Raw genomic sequence first — 19123 nt, 5'->3', positions numbered from 1 at the left:
CGACATCCTCGCCAAAGTCCAACTCGTTCAAACCAACATCAAGAAACTCGTGGCAAACAACTCAAAGTAAACCGATCAGGATCACGAAACACTAGTGTCGCGTAATTGAGATTTTTTACGTGGCTTGGTGTTACTTCGTGGTGGTTGACTTTGGCTCGTGGCGTTGACGCAGTAGCAGCGGGCTGAACTGTCCAGCCTGGTCGGTGACCGGCGGGTGGACGCGGTGGTGGCGGGGCGGGCGCGGATGGTGTTGTGGCGGGACGAGGGCCGCAGCGCGGAGGAGGTCGCGGTCCTGGCCGGGGTGTCGCGTCCGACGGTGAACACCTGGGTACGCCGTTACCACGACCACGGCGTGCCGGGTCTCGCCGACCGGCCCCGGCCAGGCAAGCCGACCGAGGTTCCCGGGTCGGTGCGGGCTCGGATCCTCGCGCTGACCCGGATGACACCGCCGGAGGTGACCGGCCTGACGCACTGGTCGAGCCGGGAGATGGCCGCCTACCTGGCCAGCCACGAGAACATCCGGGTGTCGCACAACTTCATCGCCGACCTGTGGCGCGCCCACGGGCTCCAGCCGTACCGGCACGGCACCTTCAAATTCTCCAGGGATCCGGCGTTCGTCGACAAGGTCGTCGACATCGTCGGCCTCTACCTGAACCCGCCCGACGGGGCGGTCGTGCTCTGTGTCGACGAGAGAACGCAGGTCCAGGCGTTGGACCGGACCCAGCCTCTGCTGCCGATCGACTTCGACCGCATCGAGAAACGCACCCACGACTACGTCCGGCACGGCACGACGAACCTGTTCGCCGCCCTCGACGCCGCCACTGGGCAGGTCGTCGCCCGTTGCTTCCCGAAACGACGCGGCAGCGAGTTCCTGGCGTTCATGAAGACGGTCGCCGCCGCGTATCCCGACCGCGAACTGCACGTGGTCGTGGACAATCTGTCCACCCACACCGCCGACGAGGTGAAAGCCTGGCTCGTCAGGCATCCCCGGATCGTCTTCCATTTCACCCCCACCGGCTCCTCCTGGTCGAATATGGTCGAGATCTGGTTCAGGATCATCACCCGCCAGGCCATCCGACGCGGAACCTTCACCTCCGTGGTCCGCCTGACCAGGGCGATCAACGACTACGTCACCGCCTGGAACACCGACGCGAAGCCGTTCGTCTGGACCGCGACCCCCGGCGAGATCCTGGCCAAGGTCCGCTGGGTCCACACCGAGGTCCGCAAACTCCTCACCAACAACGACAAGTAAAAGATCTCAATTACGCGACACTAGTGTCGCGTAATCGTTGTCGCTTTTCTCAAGATCGGCTTTGAGTGCCCGAACAGGTGGCGGCCCCCCTTGGCCTGCTGCCCTGAGCATCCTGTCGAGCTGCCCCGCTTGCGCGCCCATCGACGGTCAGAGCCCGCCGGAACTGTGGGTAGCCACGTGGCCGAGGAGGTGTCCGCTTGGGTCGACGCCGTAACGGGCGCACAGGCGGGGCAGCTCGACAGCCTCCGCGGCAGGCTCCCTGACCACGCTCCCAACAGGTAAGAGATCTCAATTACGCGACACTAGGAACTTCAAGTGTGCACGATAACGCCGTAGGTTCCTGACTGCAAAACGTGGATGAAATGGACTTTATGACTTACGGAGTTGCGCGAAAACCAATCATTATTGTGTATTCTTACAGCTTGTGAGCCGCAGCGCCCGGTCTTCGGGCCAGGCGAGGATCGCAACGGTGGCGACATCTACAACGCGATTCGGCTGACCGACGTGCTGCGCCCGACCTTTTTAATCGGGCGATTTCGATGGTTGGTGAAATCGACAGTCGTTTGATGCCGTGTTGCCTTTGGATTCTTGTGTTTCGTCCAGCGTCATCTTCTCTTTCAACTGTCGGTCTTGGTTGTTATAAGGTGTTTTAGTGGTGGGATGGCCTCAATCTTGTCCTTGCTTAAGCTTGGCCAGTCGATGCCGGTGATGCGGCGATCAGGGGAGCACTCGATGATTCCCTCGGGAGTGATGATGAAGTCGACGGCGAAGTCATGTGGCGCGGCTGGTAGTTCGTCTGCGACGACTTGTAGGCTGTGGACGGTGGTTACGAAAGTGGTCGCAGGTCCGATTAGATTCGCCTCGAACAATAGCGCGACCTCGATATCGGAATAGCCCGCACCCTTGCCTATGCGGACCCCCTTGCGGTTGACTGCGACGCTGCCGCAGATCACCATATCTACTGGTTGCATGTCGTCAATAGCAGTCTTCGGCGCATGAACTGATGCTCCGGTACTCGTGGCTGCCTCGATGATCGGTGCGGTCAGGCTGGCGGGGTTTAGGACGTAGAAGGGCCTGACGTCGGCGATCTTCGGGATTGCCATGTAGACCAGTTTGTTTTCGGTCAGCGCTAGTGTCCGGACCGGCAGTTGAGCCCTGTCGGGATTGCATTTGATTACTTCGGAAGTTTGCCACTGCGTCAGGCTGGCAAGGTGTGCGGCAGCCTCTTGCGCCCCGATGAAGTCCGGAATGTGGCCGCGGACGCCTGGCGGAACGACGGCAGCATGCTCCAACCGGGACCAGACCTCTTCGCGTACGGCCTGCTTGGCCTGGTTGATGTCCACATGCTCTCCTACGGGGTTACGAGCGTGAGCGCACGCTCTTGGACATCGTTGACGTCGGCGCGGCTTCGCCATGGTCGGAGCTCTTTGATGACTCTGAAGATGACGTTCATTGCACCTCCGCCACGTGTCCGCTCAGCGATATCGATCGCCCCGTGCAGCGTCGTGACCGCATCCTCTACTTGGCGCTGTTGAACGAGTGCCAATGACAGGTTTCCGAGGGCGATTGCTTGAAGCTTAGGCTGGCTGAAATCGTGGGCGAGAAGCGGTTGTAGTAGCTGCTGTGCCTTGGTGGGCTCTCCCAGCGACAGATAGCAAGATCCGGCTAACCGTTCGAACTGCCCGGCTAGGGCGTAATCTCTACCAGGGTCGGACTCATTAATTTGGGATAGCAGTGTTTCTGCCTTGCTGAGGGCCTGCTCGCAGTCTGCGCGATCGCCTAGCATGGCGTGCGCTTCGCCGGCATGGAGAAGGGCAATTCCGGATAGTGCCTTGCTTTCGGCGCGGGCGGCGCTTTCGGCAGCCAGGGTTGCTTGGGCTAAGCCGGAACGGGGATCCTGGTTTCCGTATAGCGAGATGTAGCACGTGCGAAGCGACGCGTATGCTTCGAGGAAAAGGTCACCGCTTTGCTGTGCACTACTGGCCGCGTGCTTGTAGTGCGCGGTAGCGGTGACGCCGTCATAGCGTTGTGAGGCGTCCCAAATTAGTTGCCCCATCAGTAGGGCCGATTCGGACTCTGCCGCGCAGAGTGCTTTTCTTACGCCCTCGCCGTTTGCTTGAGCACGTAGGTGTGAGATTTCGGTGTGGAGTCTCCCAGCCGCCGGCAGCAGTGACGTAGCGGGTGCGCTGTTGTATTGCCTGGTGAGCACGTCCACTGCCTGCTGGAGTTGGGTGACGGTGGCGAGATCTGCTATGCGCGGATTCCGTAGTGCGTATACAAGTCGTTCCGGTCTGCGGATTGCCGTATCGGCCACGTCGGCAAGCAAGCTGGCCAGTTCGTCCACGGAAACCTGAAGTTCCTGCGCCAGCCCTCGGCGTACCCAAGGCTGTGGTTCTGACTCGGCGCGTTCCCAGCGGACAACGGTGGTGCGATCCACCCCCAGGCGGTCGGCGAGGCTCTCCTGGGTGTGACCAACCGTCTTCCGGCGCTGAGCGAGACCCTGACGTCTGAGGGGCATGGGGGCACCCTTCAACAATCGATTGTGACCGTCTGGCACTTGATAGTTACGCAGGTTAGCGATCGGGATGCAACTTCGATGCATCTGCCGCGCCCAGTTCGAGCGCTGTGCGCCACTCCTGCCAGCCGGAAGCCTGGTGGCACGGCCCGGGGCGGGTGCTGGCAAGCGGTCCGCCTCCCCTTTGTGGATTGAATCCCGCCCGCTCCGGAGCCGTTCCAACATGAGCGGAGGCGGCAGCATGGCTGAGACGACCGAGGCGGCAGCGACCCAGGAGGTGGCGGATGCGGCCTGGGCGGTGTGGCAGGGCGTTGCCGAGCTGCGGAGGCTGGCTGTCGCCGTACCAGCGGATAGGTCCGGCAGCCGGGTGGCCGTGCTGAATCAGGCGGCGGCCACCGTACGTCGAGCCGCCGAGGTCGTCGAGCGGGTCCGGCAACGGACCGAGGAGGTCGGGTCACCACCACCCGAGGGTGATCCGACGGTCGCGGCGGCATTGGCACAGTGGCAGGTGGGGGTGGGTTGTCTGGACCTGCTGGCCGCCTGGCTGCTGCGCCGGGTCGCGGCGACGACCGCGTATGCCAAGGGGTTGTCCGGTGTGAACCTGGGGCCGCTGCGGCGGCCGTGGACGGTGGGCCTGCGGCAACAGGCCGACCACACACCGGATTGGCGGTACGCGGGGGTGGTGGCGGCGGGTCGGCTGGTCGTACCGGCCCGCCGCCACCGGGGGCCGGCAGGTGGGCCACGCCGGTACGACCACCGGCTCACCCTGCTGGGCCATGACCAGCTCCTGGCCGGGTACGCCGACCGGCTCTCCGCGGCATTCGTGCTGGCGGTACGGCGGCGGTTCCCGCCTTACGACACAACCGGGGTACGACGGTTCGTGGCCGGGATGACGGACCGCTACGACCCGCCCGGTACCGGGATCGACATGGTGGCGGCCGAGGAACTGATCCTGGCCACGATCGGCGACGCCGAGGTGCTGGACGCCGAGCTGATCCAGGTTGAGCCGGTGGGTGGTGGGCCGGCGCATCTGGCCGCCCTGCAAACGCTGACGCTGGTCGAGGTGCTGGCGGTGGAGCTGCTGGACCGCGAGGCGCTGGCCAGCCTGTTTGTCGAGGTAGCCGGGGTCGGCGCGGGGCCGGGAGCGGGCCGATGATGGGTGGCCCGTACGCCGGGGAGCCGGTGCCGCTGTCGGACCGGTTGGCCGAGCACTATCGGGAGACGCTGGCCATCCACTCGAATGATCCGGGGCTGGGTGCCTGTGCGGTCTGCCTGCGTAGCCGCTGTGACGAGTGGCGGTGGGCGTACGAACAGTTGGTCGCCGCCGGCCGCCTGACCGACCTGCCCGGTCCCGTGACGACCGGGGACGCAGCCGGCGACGGCCCGGGAAAAGATTTTTGAAAAAACTTGGCCAGCCGTGTCGGATCCGAGTCTTCCCGTTCGAGGCCCAGGTAGAGACCCGAACGAAGGAGACATCAGATGAGCGCGGACTGCACCCCGGCCGGTCGGATCACCCGGTCGCTGCTCGGCTACGGCATCGTCGCCGGCCCGTTCTACGTCGTGGTGGCCCTGGCCCAGGCGCTCACCCGGGACGGCTTCGACCCGAGCCGGCACGCCTGGAGTCTGCTGGCCAACGGTGACCTGGGCTGGATCCAGATCGCGAACTTCGTCGTCACCGGGCTGATGACCGTCGCCGCCGCGTACGGTCTGCGCCGCGCGCTGACCCCGGGCCGCGGTCGCACCTGGGCTCCGTTGCTGCTCGGCATCTACGGGGTGAGCCTGATCGGAGCGGGCGTCTTCCGTGCCGACCCGGCGCAGGGCTTTCCGGTCGGTACGCCCGAGACCACCACGATCAGCTGGCACGGCATGCTGCACCTGATGGTCGGTGGCATCGGCTTCCTCTGCCTCATCGTGGCCTGTTTCGTGCTCGCCACCCGTTTCTCCCGCGACGGCCGGCGGGGGCTCGCCTGGTTCTCCCGCATCACCGGTGTGGTGTTCCTCGCCGGGTTCGCCGGTATCGCCAGCGGTTCGCACGGCCCCACCACACTGGCCTTCGTTGCTGCGGTCCTGGTCGTCTGGGCCTGGTTCACCACGGTCTGCCGGCACTTCTACCGCACCGTCCGCTGAACACCTCTACCGCACGGTCCGCTGAGACCGACCACCGATATCGACACCGAGATTGACCACCGATACCGATGCTGAAGCTGATCACCGAAAACGAGAGGATTCGACCATGCGTTACATGATTCTGCTGAAGGCCAACCAGCCCGCGACTCCGCCGCCGCCGGAGCTGATGGAGGCCATCATGAAACTCGGCATGGAAGCTACTGCGGCCGGTGCGCTGCTGGACACCGCCGGGCTGGCCCCGAGCGTCGCGGGGTCCCGGGTGAGTCTCCACGGTGGCAAGCTGACCGTCACCGACGGTCCGTTCGCCGAGGCCAAGGAGACCATCAGCTACGCGCTCTACCAGGTGCGGTCCCGGGAGGAGGCGGTCGAGTGGGCCTCCCGCTTCATCAAACTGCATCGTGACCTGTGGGAGGGCTGGGAAGGCGAGGCCGACGTGCTGAAGGTGATGGGGCCGGAGGACTTCGGGAACCCTGCCTGATTTCCCGAACCGGTGACGGATGCGAGGATCGGTAGCCGTGACGGCTACCGATCCTCGTGGCGTGGTGGAAACGGTCTGGCGGATCGAGTCCGCCCGGATCGTCGCTGGCTTGGCCCGCATCGTCGGTGATGTCGGCCTGGCCGAGGAACTCGCCCAGGACACGCTCGTCATCGCGTTGGAGCAGTGGCCGTCCAGCGGTGTGCCGGACCACCCGGGTTCCTGGCTCATGGCCACGGCCAAGCACCGGGCCATCGACCTGCTCCGCCGGCAGGGCCGGTACCAGCGGAAACTGGAGGAGATCGGGCGGGCGACCCCGGACTGGCAGGATCCCGACCTTGCGGCGCAGGCCGACGACTATGTGGGCGACGACCTGCTGCGGCTCATCTTCACCACCTGCCATCCGGTGCTGTCGACCGAATCCCGGGTGGCCCTGACGCTTCGGCTGCTCGGTGGGCTGACCACCGACGAGATCGCCCGCGCCTACCTGGTTCCGGAGCCGACCGTCGGTCAGCGCATCACCCGCGCGAAGCGCACGCTCGCGGACCGGAAGGTGGCGATCGAGTTGCCGCCGCCGGCCGAGGCCGCCGAACGGCTGGCCTCCGTACTCGAGGTCATCTACCTCGTCTTCAACGAGGGGTACGCGGCGACGGCCGGGGACGAGTGGGTCCGTCCCGCGCTCTGTGAGGAGGCGCTACGCCTGGGCCGGATCCTGGCCCAGCTTGCGCCGCAGGAGCCGGAGGTGCACGGACTGGTGGCGCTGATGGAACTCCAGGCGTCCCGTATCCCGGCCCGTACCGGCCCGGACGGTGCACCGATCCTGTTGCCGGATCAGGACCGTCGACGCTGGGACCGGCTGCTGATCCGGCGTGGACTGGAGGCACTCGCCCGAGCGGAGGGCACCCTCGGCCCGTACGTTCTCCAGGCGTCCATCGCTGCCTGCCATGCTCGCGCGGCCCGGCCCGAGGAGACCGACTGGGAGCGGATCGCCGCATTCTACGAGGTGCTGGCCTACGTATCGCCGTCTCCCGTGGTGCAGCTCAACCGTGCGGTCGCGGTCGGCCATGCGTACGGACCCGCCCGGGGTCTGGCGATCGTCGACGATCTCGTGCTGCCCAACTATCCGTTGGTTCCGGCGGTACGGGGTGACCTGCTGGCCAGACTGGGCCGTACGGCCGAGGCCCGAACCGAGTTCGAGCGGGCTGCGGCGATGTCCCGTAACGCCCGTGAGCGGAGTCTCTTCGAGGATCGGGCCGCTGCGCTCGGTGACCCGAACACGAAGCTGTCGCCGCCGGACGCCTGACCGACCTGCCCGGTCCAGTGGCGTCCGGCGACGACGATTCTCCGGTGCCGCTCCGGAGGGGTGTTTCGCAGTGAGTCGTGCTGTGGTCGTACCGCGTTAAGCGTGGTCGCGGACCGGGGCGGCGGAGGCGAAGGCCGTCCAGGCGGCGGGCGAGAACTGGAGCACCGGTCCGGAGGGGTCCTTGGAGTCGCGTACGGCGATGGTGTCCGCGACGGGGGCGACCTCTACGCAGGCGCCCTGGTCTCCGCTGTAGGTGCTCTTACGCCAGTTGGCGTTGCCGAGTGTCGTGCTGGGGGTCATTTTGCTGGTCCTTTCAGGAGTTTGAAGATGGTGTCGCGGCTGGCGGCAGGGCTCAGTGCGACGGACCGCAGGTGCTCCATGATCTTCGCGCAGGTCCGGAGATCGGCCGGGCGGTCCAGGATCAACTGCCCGGCCACGGTCTCGACCGAGGCGAGGATCGGGTCCTCGGGGTCGGCGAACTCGAGGATGTGCAGCGATCCTCGGGTGCCCCGGTGGTAGCCGGCGGAGAGCGGGATGACCTGGACCGACACGTTCGGCAGGTCGGAGATCTTCAGCAGGTGCTGGAGTTGCGCGTCGTTGACGGCCTTGCCGCCGACCGGCCGCAGCAGGGCACCTTCGTCGACGATCGCGTCGATGATCGGCGGGTCGTTGCTGGTCAGCCGTTTCTGCCGGTCCATCCGGATCTCGACCCGCTTCTCCACCTCCTCGTCGTTGAGGGTGTGCGGACCGCCGCGCATGATCGCGCGGACGTAGTCGGCGGTCTGGAGCATGCCCGGCACGATCGACGGTTCGAAGTTGGCGATCGCCGTCGCCTCAGCTTCGACGGCGATGAAGTCGATGGTGCGGCTGTCCAGCAGGTGCGAGTACGACACCCACCAGCCCGGTTTGCGGGCGTCCTTGGCGAGTTGGACGGCGGCGGCGAGGTCGTCGTCGCCCACCTTGTAGACGGTCAACAGGCTATGTACGGTCGCCGGGCTGGGCAGACTCTGAGCGTTCTCGTAGCGCGACAGGGTGCTGCGAGTGCTGCTGATCTCGTCGGCGGCGTCTTCCAGGGTGAATCCAGCCGTCTCCCGGTGCTTGCGCAGGGCGATACCGAGCCGGCGTCCGCGAGCGGTTTTCGGGGCCATGGATAGATCCTGACACACGTTTGCGGGAAAGTGTGCATGAGAGAGTGGCCGTGAGAGTTGCATTCATGCGTTCGCAGATGCCAATCTGTTTGTGCGTCCTCACCGCCGGTTGTCGTGGCGACGGTGGTGGTGGGTGACCGCGAGGGGAAATGAGGTGCACGGCGATCGGGCTCCCCGTACCCGATCGCCGTGTCTCCTCGCTGCCGAGCTGGAGGGAGTCGGATGACGACGACCGGTTTCTGGCCCAGGGTCTCGCGGTGCCGTTGGTGCGCCCGGCCGGTGCTGCGAGACAACGATGGAGCGTGGATCCACGCCAATCTGAACTACGTGTGCCGGGACCGTTCCGGTGGGCTTGCCGCCACCACAGCTGAGCCTGAGGTGGGACGCCGTGCTGACTGATCATGCGAGGAGCGGCGTCCGATGACCCGCTTTCTGGTGGTGCTGACTGACGTGCGACCGCTCACCGTGGACGGTCGCAACGAGCGGCTCACTCCCGAACGGCGGCGTCAGGTGGTCGGCGCGACCAGTCGGGAGGCAGCGGACAAGATCGCTGGTGCGTTCATGGCACTGGGGATGGTCCGGGCGGGGCGGCAGCGGGTGAAGGTGATCGCGGTCGGTAGGAAACAGCTCATCCCGGCAACGACCGTGACGACGTCGACCACGGGGACGACCGTTCCGACCGAGCCGGCCGGGACGACGGGAAAACCAACGACTACGAAGCCGTCGACGTCGGCGAGGACGAAGCAGACGAGGGCGACGGTCGGGATCGGGGCGAGGACGGTGACGGGGGCGCTGCCGACGACCTGGACGACGCTGACGGGAAGAAGTTGAGCCCGGGGTCGGTCCGGGGATGCAGCCGGAACCAGCACCGGCGGACGAGGTAGAAGACCTCGGCGGCGAACCAGTTTCGGGCCCGGAGCAGCAGCATCAGGAACGGCCACACCAGCAGGACGGAACCGATGACCTCCAGCACCGCCGGGAGGTGCCGGCCCGCCAGCATTAGCAGCGCGGCGGCAACCAGGGACACCACCCGCAGCGGGGCGGTCACGAAGGTGAACCGGAACCGGTACGACCGCAGCAGCGTACGGGTGGTGGCGGGCAGTCGGCCCAGCCGCCACCGGAGGAGCAACGTCACGCCCAGCGTGCCGAGCACGAGGACCGCTGCCCCGCTGGCCGGTCCGGTCCGGCCCGGAACACCGTCGACCAGCATGGCGACGACGATCGTGACGAGGAACTGCAACACGCAGCCCAGGTCGGTGAGCAGCCACAGCACCCGTCGAGCGCTGCGGATCGAGGCGTACCGGGCCGCCGCGTCGTCGGGATGGGCCCGCAGGACGTCGTCCAGCCCTGGCGAGGCGCGCAGCGCCCGACCCCGTTCCGAGTCGAGGGTGGACAGGGCGTGCAGTGCCCTCCGGTCGTTCGGGTCGAGACGCAACGCCCGCCGGTACGCGGCTCGGGCCCGGCCGAACTCGGCCATCCGCCGCTGGGCGTCGCCTTCGGTGAGGTGGACGTCCACGTTCTCCGGGGCGAGTTGGCGGGCACGGGCCGCGCCGGCGGCAGCGGCCAGTAGTGCGCGGGTGCCGCCCAGCGTCAGCAGCGCGTTCACCCGGGCCACCTCGGACTGGACATCCCGAGGGTCGAGCGCGCGGGCGTGTTCGGCGGCGATCACCGCCTCCCGGTGACGGCCCAGTAGCCGCAGCGCCCGCGACCGGACCCGGTGTGCGGCCGGGGCGTCCGGCCGTGCCGCCACCGCCCGCTCGGCCACGTCCAGCATCTCGGCAGGCCGGTTCGCCTGCTGATGGCAGTACGCCAGGAGCAGCAACGCCGTCGCGTTGTGCGGTTCGCTGGCCAGCACCAGTCCGACCTCGGTGGCCGCAGCCTCCAGTCGGCCGAGTTCGGCGAGGTGACGTGCCCGGGACAGCCGGGCCGCGGTCGCGTCCCGGCCAGCAGCGCCACCGCCACTACCGCCGCCACCGTGGGGGCGGACGTTGGGCTGGTCCGTACCGGCCGTCATCAGAGCAGCTTGTGCTTCTTCATGTACGCGACCAGATCGTCGTAGATGCCGCCCTCGTTGGCGAACATCGCCACGTTGCGGGCGGTGGCGAACCAGGACCTGGTCGACGGGCGGATCTCGCGTAGTGCCTGGTCGAGGTCACGCTGCTCGATCATCCGTACCTCGCCCCGACGGATGGAGTCGGCCATCGCGAACTCGGCGGCGGATTCGCAGAGGTGGGCCAGGTCGGCCCCGGAGAAGTCCTCGGTCGCGGCGACCGTCCGCCGCAGGTCGATGTTGGCGATCGGCCGGTCCCGCAGGTGATATTGCAGGATCGCGGTACGCGCGGGCGCGTCCGGCGGCAGTACCAGCACCATCCGGTCGAGGCGTCCCGGCCGACGTAGTGCCGAGTCGACGTCCCACGGGGTGTTGGTCGCGGCGAGTACGAAGACGCCCTCGTTGTTGCCCTCCATACCGTCCAGTTCGGCCAGTAGCTGGTTGCCCAGCACCCGCATCGAACTGGAGTTGACGTTCGAGCGCTTGTGCCCCAGCGCGTCGACCTCGTCGAGGAAGAGCACACAGGGCGCGTTGCGTCGGGCCGTCTGGAACAGTTCGTGCAGGTTGCGCTCGGAACTGCCGATCCACATGTCCAGCACGTCCACCAGCGACAGGGAGATGAACTTCGCGCCCATCTCGCCGGCGATCGCCCGGGCCAGGAAGGTCTTGCCGCAGCCGGGCGGGCCGTAGAGCATCAGGCCGCCGCGCAGGCTCTTGCCGTACAGCTTGCGAAGTTCGGGGTTGCGCAACGGGCCGAGGAAGGCCAGTTCGAGGCGTTCCTTGACGGCGGTCATGCCGCCGACGTCGGTCAGCCGGATGGTGGAGGTCTCCACGTCGAACACCCGGTCCTGGTCGCCGGTGACCGGTTCGGGCTCGTCGTCGGCGCGGGCGAACCGGGGCGGGACGATGTCGGCCAGTTCCTGCTGGTACGCGGCCAGCGGGTCGTCCTCCTGCGGACCGCGCTGACCAGGCGGTCCGGACGGCGTCGGTCCGGCCGGCGGTTGCCCGGGTGGTGTGGCCTGGGTGACCGGCGGGGTGGGATTTGCGGGCGGTTGCCCGGGTGGTGTGGCCTGGGTGACCGGCGGCGTGGGAGTTGCCGGTGGGGTGGGCGGGGCGGCGGGAGCCGGGCCGCGCAACGCCCGTTGCATCAGCGCCTGCGCCTGTGCGTTGTCCGGTTCGCGGGCCAGGGCCTGGCCGACGTGCGAGATCGCCTCCCCGACCCGTCCGGCGTCGAGCAGCAGACCGGCGAGGTGCATGCGCAGGGGCAGGTCGTCGGGACGGGCGTCCAGGGCGGCGGTGAGGCTGACGATAAGGGGTTCGTGGCTCACAAACCCAACACCCTACCGACTCTGAGCAACTTTCAAGATCCCGACTCGGCCCGACTCGGCCCACCCAAGCCCGCCAGGCTCGGCCCCTTGTTTGTCGGTCTTTCACGGAGTGGCAGATGAGACTACGGTCTGTTCGATTAACCACGGTTCTACCGGGCACGGACCCGAGGAATGGCCACGCAGAGTAGGGTCACCGGGGTGAGCGCGAGGAGCGAGAACAATGCCCGGTTCTCCTCCTTTGACCGTTGCGGCATAGACAGTCGCGAACGAGAGGTGACTCTTTGACCACCCCACGTAAGACCCGCGTCGCTGTCGTCTTCGGCGGACGCAGCACGGAGCACGGAATCTCCTGCGTGAGCGCGGGCAGCATCCTCGCCGCCCTTGATCCTGACCAGTTCGACGTGGTCCCGGTCGGGATCACCCGGGCCGGCCAGTGGGTGCTGGCCAGCGGCGACCGGGAACAGTTCGCCATCGACGACCGTCGGCTGCCGGAGATCACCGCAGGTACCGGATCGGCAGTGGTCCTGCCGGCCGACCCGACCGGTAACGGCCTGATGGTCCTGGATGCCCCCGACGGTCCGCGTGCGTTGGCCGGCGTCGACCTGGTCTTCCCCGTGCTGCACGGGGCCTACGGGGAGGACGGCACCATCCAGGGGCTGCTGGAGATGGCCGACATTCCGTACGTCGGTGCCAACGTCCTTGCCTCGGCAGCGGCGATGGACAAGGAGTTCACCAAGAAGCTCTGCGTGGCCGAGGGCATCCCGGTCGGGGCGTACGTGGTGCTGCGCAGCGGCATGACGTTGAGCGAGGCCGACAAGGAGCGCCTCGGCCTGCCGGTCTTCGTTAAGCCGGCCCGGGCCGGCTCGTCGTACGGGGTCAGCAAGGTCTCCGACTGGGCGGACCTGGACGCGGCGCTCGACGCGGCCCGGCAGATCGATCCGAAGGTGCTGGTCGAGGCGACGATCGTCGGCCGGGAGATCGAGTGCGGCGTGCTGGAGAGCGAATCGGGTGGCGCGCCGGAGGTGTCTCCGCTGGCCGAGGTACGGGTGATGCCGGGTCGGGACTTCTACGACTTCGAGGCGAAGTACCTCGATGACTCCTGCGAGTACGACCTGCCGGCCCGACTGCCCGAGGAGGTGACCCGGAAGGTCCAGGAGTACGCCAGCCGGGCCTTCACCGCCCTGGACTGCGCCGGCCTGGCCCGCGCCGACTTCTTTGTCACGCCCGAGCACGACGTCTACCTCAACGAGCTGAACACCATGCCCGGGTTCACCCCGACGTCGATGTTCCCGAGGATGTGGGCGGCGGCCGGGCTGGAGTACCCGAAGCTGGTGGACCGGTTGATCCGTACCGCGCTGAGCCGGGGAACCGGCCTGCACTGACCGCCGGAACGGCGTCGACGTCGTCGGGCGGGTTCAACGGTCCGTCCGGCCCTGAACAACGGTACGGCCCCTGATCGACGATGTGCAGATGTCGATCAGGGGCCGGATGGTTTCCGGGAGGTCAGCCGGTGCAGCCGTGCGGCAGCTTCTTCACCGAGGGCACCGAAGCGACCACCGACCTGGAGAACTCGGGCACCAACTGCAACGGTGGGTCGTACGCCCGGGGCACTGTGACCTGCACCGGCACCTCGCGGTCCACGGTGGTGAGCACCGTCGCCTCGGGGCCGACCGACGAATGCCAGCAGGCTCCGTCGACCACCCAGAGTTCGGCCTCCGGCGGGTACGACGGCATGGTCACGCCGCAGGCCACGGTGACCGCCGGGTCGCCGTACGCCGCGTTCTGCTCCGCACCGGCCGTCACCGGCCGTTGCGCCAGGTCGCCGACGGTTGCCGGCAGTTTGGCCAGCAGCGCCCGGCAGACCACGGTGGCCCGTTCCGTCAATGCCGCCGCCGGCATCGCGACGGGGGCGGTCGACTGCGGCCGGGGCTGGCTGGCAGTGGGGTTGGGGTCGTCCGCTTCGCTGGCCGGAGCGTCCGGGCTGAGCCCTGCGAAGGCCAGGAACGCGACGAGTACGGTCAGCGGCAGGGCGATGACGGTGGCCCACAGCGCAGCATTGCGCGTGGCCCCGTCCTTGTTCTTCCGCTCAGGCCGGACCGGGGTGAGCTGATCCAATTAGAGACGCACCACCGAACATGTGAGGGTACGCGTGATGCCGGGCACCAGTTGTACCTTGCTGACAATCATCTTTCCCAGCTCGTCGACGGTGTGCGCCTCGGTGAGCACCACCACGTCGTACGGGCCGGTAACGGCGTCGACCCGGACCACTCCGGGAATATCTGCGATCGACGCGGCCACGTCACGCGCCCTGCCGACCTCGGTCTGGATGAGGATGTACGCCTGTACCATCTCCCGACTCCCGTCCGCCGCCGCAGGGCGGCTCGACCGTGAAACTACCGTACGGAGCAGGGCGGATCTCTATCGGTGGTCAAGGAGGCAACAATGAGCGAGCGGATCGGTCCGCTCAGTACGAACCGGCCTCGGCGTGCAGCGGGGCCCGTGGATCAGCTCATCGAGGCGGCGTGGCCGGGAGCCGTAGATCAACTCGTCGACCCGGCATGGGCGGGAGTCCCGGCATGAGTGTCGCGCGTACCGGTGAGTTCGGCCTGATCGCCCGGGTGACCGCCCGGTTGGACGTCGGCCCGACCTGCCTGCTCGGGCCGGGTGACGACGCGGCCGTGGTCAGCGCGCCCGATGCGCGGGTGGTCGCCTCGACCGACGTGCTGGTCGAGGGCCGGCACTTCCGGCGGGACTGGTCCAGCGCCGCCGACATCGGGCACCGGGCGGCAGCGGCCAACCTGGCCGACATCGCGGCCATGGGGGCCGTACCCACCGCCCTGCTCGTAGCGCTCTGCCTGCCGGCGGAGGTGGACGTGCGGTGGGCCGAGGAACTCGCCGACGGGCTGGGCGCCGAGGCCGCCCGGGTCGGGGCCAGCGTGGTCGGCGGGGACATGTCGGCGAGTCCCACCCTCACCGTTGCGGCCACCGCCCTCGGCGACCTGGGCGGCCGTCCGCCCGTGCTACGGGACGGGGCCCGGGCCGGGGACGTCGTGGCCATCGCCGGCCGGCTCGGCTACGCCGCCGCCGGCTACACCGTGCTGTCCCGGGGATTCCGTACGCCGAAACTGCTCGTCGAGGCGTACCGGCGCCCGCAGGTGCCGTACGGGGCGGGGCCGCAGGCCGCGCGGTACGGTGCCACGGCCATGATCGACGTGTCGGACGGGCTGCTGGCCGACCTGGGGCACATCGCCACCGCCAGTCGGGTTGGCATCGACCTGTGCGCGGACGCCTTCGACGTACCGGACCAGATGCGCGACGCCGCACACGCGCTCGGCGTAGACCCGTACGCCTGGGTGCTGAGTGGCGGGGACGATCACGCCCTCGCCGCGACCTTCCCCGAGGATCTCGGGGTGCCCGACGGCTGGCGGATGGTCGGACACGTGGTGCACGGCGGTGGGCTGACCGTGGACGGCAAGCCGTACAAGGGCGCGACCGGTTGGGACCACTTCCGCTAGGTGGCGGCAGCCGTACGGCCGGTGGCCCGAGCGGACCGAGGCGGTGGCCGGGCTTCCACCGCTGTGGCGACACATCGTTGTGGCCGGGCTCTCACCGCTGTGGGCAGCGCGAACGTGGGGCGTCGACGGGCCCCTCGAATACCCTTCACCGGTGAGTGAGATCGAGATCCAGGTCGTACGTTACGACTCGCCGGTCGCCCAGCGGTTGGTCACCGCCGCGCTGGCCGACCTTGGTGCCCGCTACGGCGGACCGGGTGACGAGACGCCGGTCGACGTGGCCGAGTTCGAGCCGCCGGCGGGGGCGTTCCTCGTGGCGTACCTGGACGGCCAGCCGGTCGGCTGCGGGGGCTGGCGCAGCCATGGCGAGGGCGGCGACACCGCGGAACTCAAGCGGATGTACACGGCAGAGGCGGCCCGGGGCCGTGGCGTGGCCCGTACGGTGCTGGCCGCGGTGGAGCAGTCGGCGCGCGACCACGGCCGTAACCGGATCATCCTGGAGTGCGGCAACAAGCAGCCCGAGGCGATAGCGATGTACCGGTCCGGTGGTTACCAGCGGATCGAGAACTTCGGCTTCTACCGCGATGCGCCCGATTGCGTGTCCTTCGGCCGGTCGCTGTGACCGACCCGGTCCCGCTGCTCCACCGGCTCCTGCCGCCAACCGTGACGGCTGGGCGGGGAACCGGTGGGGCGGGGATGGAAACCGATGGGACAGGGGTTAACTGACGGTCACCCGGATGGCGGCGACGGCGGCCTGGGCGCTGGCCTGTGCCCGGGCCGGGGTGTAGCCCAGCGCCATCACCTGCCCGATCCGGTCGTTCGAGCTGGTGAGAGCGCTGATCGTGGCTCCCGGCCCGACCGTGATCTGGACGTCGACGACGCCGGGGAGGTTGGCTGCCTCGGCCACCCCGTCCGCCGCGACGACCGTGCCCGGCTCGGCGGTGACGAATTCGATCGCCGCCGCCTCGACCGCCTCGTCGGGCAGGGACAGTTCGTCACCCCGTAGGAGTCGCAGGTAGGCCTCGATGAACCGGAACTCGTAGGCCATCGAGATGAGGGCGCTGATGCTGTCGCCGGGCAGGCGTGCGGCGCACTCGACCAGGGTCGGTACGTCGTCCTGCACGATCCACTCGCTGTGCAGTACGCCGGTGCCGAACTCGGCCGCGGCGGCCAACTGTCGTGCCGAGGCCAGCAGGCTGTCGTAGCGGGCGGGGGTGATCGGTGCCGGTACGGTGTGCCCCAGTTCCACCGGGAAGCGGCCGGGCACCAGGCGCTTGGCGGTGACGTTGCCGAAGACCACCCGTCCGGCGCTGACCAGCAGTTCGACACTGAACTCCGGTCCGGACAGGGCCTGTTCGATCAGCACGCCGGGTGCCGATGGTCCGGCGTCGTCCAGGTCGGCGGTGTGCGACCAGCCGACCGAGATCTGTGCCCGGTCGTCGATGAACTGGACGCCCAGGCTGGCCTGCCGGTTGACGGGTTTCAGTACGCATCGGCCGCCGAACTCGTCGAAGAACGCCTCTGCCCCGGCGATGTCGTTCACCAGTCGGTAGGCGGGGTTGGCGATGCCGTTGGCGGCGGCCAGTTCCCGCATCCGGTACTTGCTCCGGAAGATGTCCCCGGCGGGCAGGCCCGCGCCTGGCAGCCCCAGCCGGGTGGCCAGCCGGGCGGCGGCGCCGACCGCGTACTCCAGACCCGGGACGACCAGCGTGGCACCGGCCAGATCGGGGTCCCGGGCGAGGAGGTCGTCGGCATCGAAGCCGTTGCGGTATTCGATCGCCACGAGCCGGTCGACGACGGGGTTCTGCTCGGCCACCCGGACGAGGTCGTGCTCGCGGATGCGCTCGGGTTCCTCGACGATGACGACGCTGCGGTCCGGCAGGTATTCCGACTGCCAGGCCAGCAACCCGAGCGGGCACCCGACGAGGATGAGCTCCCCCTGGCCTAACTGGATCATCAAGCGGTCCTCTCGGGGTGTTTGTCAGATAGGCGGAAATTGTGAGCTATGCCTGTCTGCTTATCACTCCGGAAGATGTCCGCAAATTCCGGCCGAAGGGTTGCTTGATTTGTTGATCTATTGAGGCAAGGCGTGGAATGGCGATGGGGCCAGAATAGGACATGGCCGGTGGATCACAAAGATCCACCGGCCATGCCGACGTTGGGGAAAGATCGGTCCCGCGTCAGGCGCGGGCGACCTTACCAGCCTTGATGCACGAGGTGCACACCTTCATCTTGCGGGTGTTGCCACCACCGGCCGGGGTACGCACCGACTGGATGTTCGGGTTCCAGCGGCGGTTGGTCCGCCGGTGCGAGTGGGACACGTTGTGGCCGAAGCCCGGCCCCTTGCCACAGACGTCACACACGCTAGCCACGGGATACTCCTGAAATTGATCGTTCACGAGGGCGTGAGCAGGCACAGCCCACGCAACCTGGTCAGGTTACCCGATGGCCTGGCAGCCCAACCAACCGGCTCCACCCCGCCGCCCCGGGGGACGTGTTGCACTCCCGAGCGCGGTCGGAGCCTCACCCAGGGTAGAGCCCTCGGCGGCAACGGCGACATCCGGGGTCATCGTAATGGGACTCGGAAAGAAAATGTGTAGATCAAAAGTTGATGTTGCTACCAATTTTTGATGTACGTATTAAAGGCGCAACCTACTCCGTGCGGGCCGGATCGCCCGATTCTTTCTTGGTCGCCATCCCGTTCTCCGGCGATATCCACGACAGCGCGTCCGACCGGGCAGCGCGTCCGACCGTCTGACCGGGCAGCGCGTCCGACCGTCCGACCGTGCGACCGCCCGGGCAGCGCGTCCGACCGTCCGTGCGTCCGACCGTCCGCCGACTGATGGGGCAGCCGACGTCCGGTGGGCGGGGCCGTGCGCACCGGGCTAGGCGATGGCGGCCAGCGCCAGCCGACACCGGCTGAGCAACTCCTCGTCGTCGGTGACCTGCGCACTGCTGTAGCCACCCTCGGTCACGTTGTGCCGACGTACCCGCCCCAGCTCCGCGACGAGCGTGGGGCGGGCATCCGCAGCGGCCGGTCCCATCTGCGTCCAGACCGAGACGATCTCCCGGTGGGTGTGTGGATTGAGATGCCACGCCCGGTCCAGCACCGGCAGCACCGGTATGGGATCGGCCGTCACCCGCCACAGCGCCCGCGCCGCAGCCAGCACCAGCCAGCCGAACCGATCCCTGCGGCGGGCGATCTGTCGTAGCCGCCCGGCTCGGCTCTGCGCGGCCGGTCCCAGTTCGGCGAGGACCTCCACCGCGCTGCGCAGGTCGTGCTCGTCGCCACCGAGGTACCGGTCGGCGACCGCCAACGCGGTGTCGGCGTCGCCGGCCACCTGCCACAGCGCCGTCGCGGCGGTCGTCGCGGTCAGCCGGTCCGGTGCCGTCGTAGCCTGGCGCAGCACCGG

General features: G+C 68.0%; 20 protein-coding genes and 1 pseudogene. 10 read left to right on the top strand and 11 right to left on the bottom strand.

The annotated features are described in order from the left end of the window. Positions 1 to 187: 187 nt before the first annotated feature. Positions 188 to 1252: an IS630 family transposase gene (locus ACFQ4H_RS32480; protein WP_377578675.1), complete on the top strand. Its 1065-nt coding sequence runs from the start codon at positions 188 to 190 to the stop codon at positions 1250 to 1252. 617 nt (positions 1253 to 1869) lie between these two features. On the opposite strand, the gene ACFQ4H_RS32475 is transcribed toward ACFQ4H_RS32480, so the two are convergent. Together ACFQ4H_RS32475 and ACFQ4H_RS32470 are read right to left on the bottom strand one after the other, a co-directional pair. Then, the gene (locus ACFQ4H_RS32475) at positions 1870 to 2595 is read right to left on the bottom strand and encodes a 5-formyltetrahydrofolate cyclo-ligase (protein WP_377578674.1); all 726 of its coding nucleotides are present in this window, start codon (positions 2593 to 2595) and stop codon (positions 1870 to 1872) included. Between the two features lie 8 nt (positions 2596 to 2603). After that, on the bottom strand, positions 2604 to 3770 hold the full coding sequence (locus ACFQ4H_RS32470; RefSeq protein ID WP_377578672.1) for a helix-turn-helix domain-containing protein: 1167 nt from the start codon (positions 3768 to 3770) through the stop codon (positions 2604 to 2606). A gap of 238 nt (positions 3771 to 4008) precedes the next feature. Between ACFQ4H_RS32470 and ACFQ4H_RS32465 the strand changes: the two genes are divergently transcribed. The 5 genes from ACFQ4H_RS32465 (at position 4009) to ACFQ4H_RS32445 (ending at position 7672) form a co-directional block, all read left to right on the top strand. Further along, positions 4009 to 4923, top strand: coding sequence for a hypothetical protein (locus tag ACFQ4H_RS32465; protein ID WP_377578670.1), 915 nt, complete (start codon positions 4009 to 4011; stop codon positions 4921 to 4923). Then, complete coding sequence (locus ACFQ4H_RS32460; RefSeq protein ID WP_377578668.1) at positions 4920 to 5168, top strand: hypothetical protein; 249 nt, start codon at positions 4920 to 4922, stop codon at positions 5166 to 5168. The genes ACFQ4H_RS32465 and ACFQ4H_RS32460 overlap by 4 nt, the downstream gene beginning before the upstream one ends. A gap of 78 nt (positions 5169 to 5246) precedes the next feature. After that, positions 5247 to 5894, top strand: coding sequence for a DUF998 domain-containing protein (locus ACFQ4H_RS32455; protein ID WP_377578666.1), 648 nt, complete (start codon positions 5247 to 5249; stop codon positions 5892 to 5894). Between the two features lie 106 nt (positions 5895 to 6000). Beyond that, complete coding sequence (locus tag ACFQ4H_RS32450) at positions 6001 to 6372, top strand: YciI family protein (RefSeq protein ID WP_377578664.1); 372 nt, start codon at positions 6001 to 6003, stop codon at positions 6370 to 6372. 37 nt (positions 6373 to 6409) lie between these two features. Further along, on the top strand, positions 6410 to 7672 hold the full coding sequence (locus tag ACFQ4H_RS32445; protein ID WP_377578662.1) for an RNA polymerase sigma factor: 1263 nt from the start codon (positions 6410 to 6412) through the stop codon (positions 7670 to 7672). 96 nt (positions 7673 to 7768) lie between these two features. On the opposite strand, the gene ACFQ4H_RS32440 is transcribed toward ACFQ4H_RS32445, so the two are convergent. Further along, complete coding sequence (locus ACFQ4H_RS32440) at positions 7769 to 7972, bottom strand: DUF397 domain-containing protein (protein ID WP_377578660.1); 204 nt, start codon at positions 7970 to 7972, stop codon at positions 7769 to 7771. After that, positions 7969 to 8820, bottom strand: coding sequence for a helix-turn-helix domain-containing protein (locus ACFQ4H_RS32435; RefSeq protein ID WP_377578658.1), 852 nt, complete (start codon positions 8818 to 8820; stop codon positions 7969 to 7971). Before ACFQ4H_RS32435 ends, ACFQ4H_RS32440 begins: the two co-directional genes overlap by 4 nt. A 420-nt stretch (positions 8821 to 9240) precedes the next feature. Here ACFQ4H_RS32435 and ACFQ4H_RS32430 point away from each other — a divergent pair. Next, a pseudogene (locus ACFQ4H_RS32430) lies at positions 9241 to 9450 on the top strand (hypothetical protein); the annotation flags it as partial. Between the two features lie 82 nt (positions 9451 to 9532). Here ACFQ4H_RS32430 and ACFQ4H_RS32425 read toward each other — a convergent pair. Together ACFQ4H_RS32425 and ACFQ4H_RS32420 are read right to left on the bottom strand one after the other, a co-directional pair. Continuing rightward, on the bottom strand, positions 9533 to 10834 hold the full coding sequence (locus tag ACFQ4H_RS32425) for a tetratricopeptide repeat protein (RefSeq protein ID WP_377578656.1): 1302 nt from the start codon (positions 10832 to 10834) through the stop codon (positions 9533 to 9535). Continuing rightward, positions 10834 to 12198, bottom strand: coding sequence for an ATP-binding protein (locus tag ACFQ4H_RS32420; RefSeq protein ID WP_377578654.1), 1365 nt, complete (start codon positions 12196 to 12198; stop codon positions 10834 to 10836). The genes ACFQ4H_RS32425 and ACFQ4H_RS32420 overlap by 1 nt, the downstream gene beginning before the upstream one ends. 281 nt (positions 12199 to 12479) lie before the next feature. Here ACFQ4H_RS32420 and ACFQ4H_RS32415 point away from each other — a divergent pair, with 281 nt between their 5' ends. Then, positions 12480 to 13580, top strand: a complete 1101-nt coding sequence (locus ACFQ4H_RS32415; RefSeq protein ID WP_377578652.1) for a D-alanine--D-alanine ligase family protein — start codon at positions 12480 to 12482, stop codon at positions 13578 to 13580. Positions 13581 to 13701: 121 nt separating this feature from the next. Here the strand turns inward: ACFQ4H_RS32415 and ACFQ4H_RS32410 are convergent, their stop codons facing one another. Continuing rightward, positions 13702 to 14313: a DUF3515 domain-containing protein gene (locus ACFQ4H_RS32410; RefSeq protein WP_377578650.1), complete on the bottom strand. Its 612-nt coding sequence runs from the start codon at positions 14311 to 14313 to the stop codon at positions 13702 to 13704. Then, on the bottom strand, positions 14314 to 14547 hold the full coding sequence (locus ACFQ4H_RS32405) for an Lrp/AsnC ligand binding domain-containing protein (RefSeq protein ID WP_377578648.1): 234 nt from the start codon (positions 14545 to 14547) through the stop codon (positions 14314 to 14316). A gap of 227 nt (positions 14548 to 14774) precedes the next feature. On the opposite strand from ACFQ4H_RS32405, the gene ACFQ4H_RS32400 reads away from it, so the two are divergent. Together ACFQ4H_RS32400 and ACFQ4H_RS32395 are read left to right on the top strand one after the other, a co-directional pair. Beyond that, positions 14775 to 15713, top strand: coding sequence for a thiamine-phosphate kinase (locus ACFQ4H_RS32400; protein ID WP_377578646.1), 939 nt, complete (start codon positions 14775 to 14777; stop codon positions 15711 to 15713). A 151-nt stretch (positions 15714 to 15864) separates the two neighbouring features. Further along, entirely contained in the window at positions 15865 to 16332 is a 468-nt protein-coding gene (locus ACFQ4H_RS32395) for a GNAT family N-acetyltransferase (protein WP_377578644.1), read from the top strand. Between the two features lie 96 nt (positions 16333 to 16428). On the opposite strand, the gene ACFQ4H_RS32390 is transcribed toward ACFQ4H_RS32395, so the two are convergent. The 3 genes from ACFQ4H_RS32390 to ACFQ4H_RS32380 all read right to left on the bottom strand — a co-directional run. Further along, positions 16429 to 17667, bottom strand: coding sequence for an ATP-grasp domain-containing protein (locus ACFQ4H_RS32390; RefSeq protein ID WP_377578642.1), 1239 nt, complete (start codon positions 17665 to 17667; stop codon positions 16429 to 16431). A 223-nt stretch (positions 17668 to 17890) separates the two neighbouring features. Beyond that, entirely contained in the window at positions 17891 to 18082 is a 192-nt protein-coding gene (rpmB, locus tag ACFQ4H_RS32385) for a 50S ribosomal protein L28 (RefSeq protein WP_377578640.1), read from the bottom strand. Positions 18083 to 18595: 513 nt separating this feature from the next. Continuing rightward, positions 18596 to 19123 (bottom strand): hypothetical protein (locus tag ACFQ4H_RS32380; RefSeq protein WP_377578638.1); only part of this gene is annotated, 528 nt, incomplete at its 5' end.

The organism is Micromonospora sonneratiae, assembly GCF_042679305.1.
Taxonomy (GTDB): domain Bacteria; phylum Actinomycetota; class Actinomycetes; order Mycobacteriales; family Micromonosporaceae; genus Micromonospora_H; species Micromonospora_H sonneratiae.
Note: the sequence above shows the minus strand (reverse complement) of the source record. Positions and strands in the feature narration are given on the sequence as shown.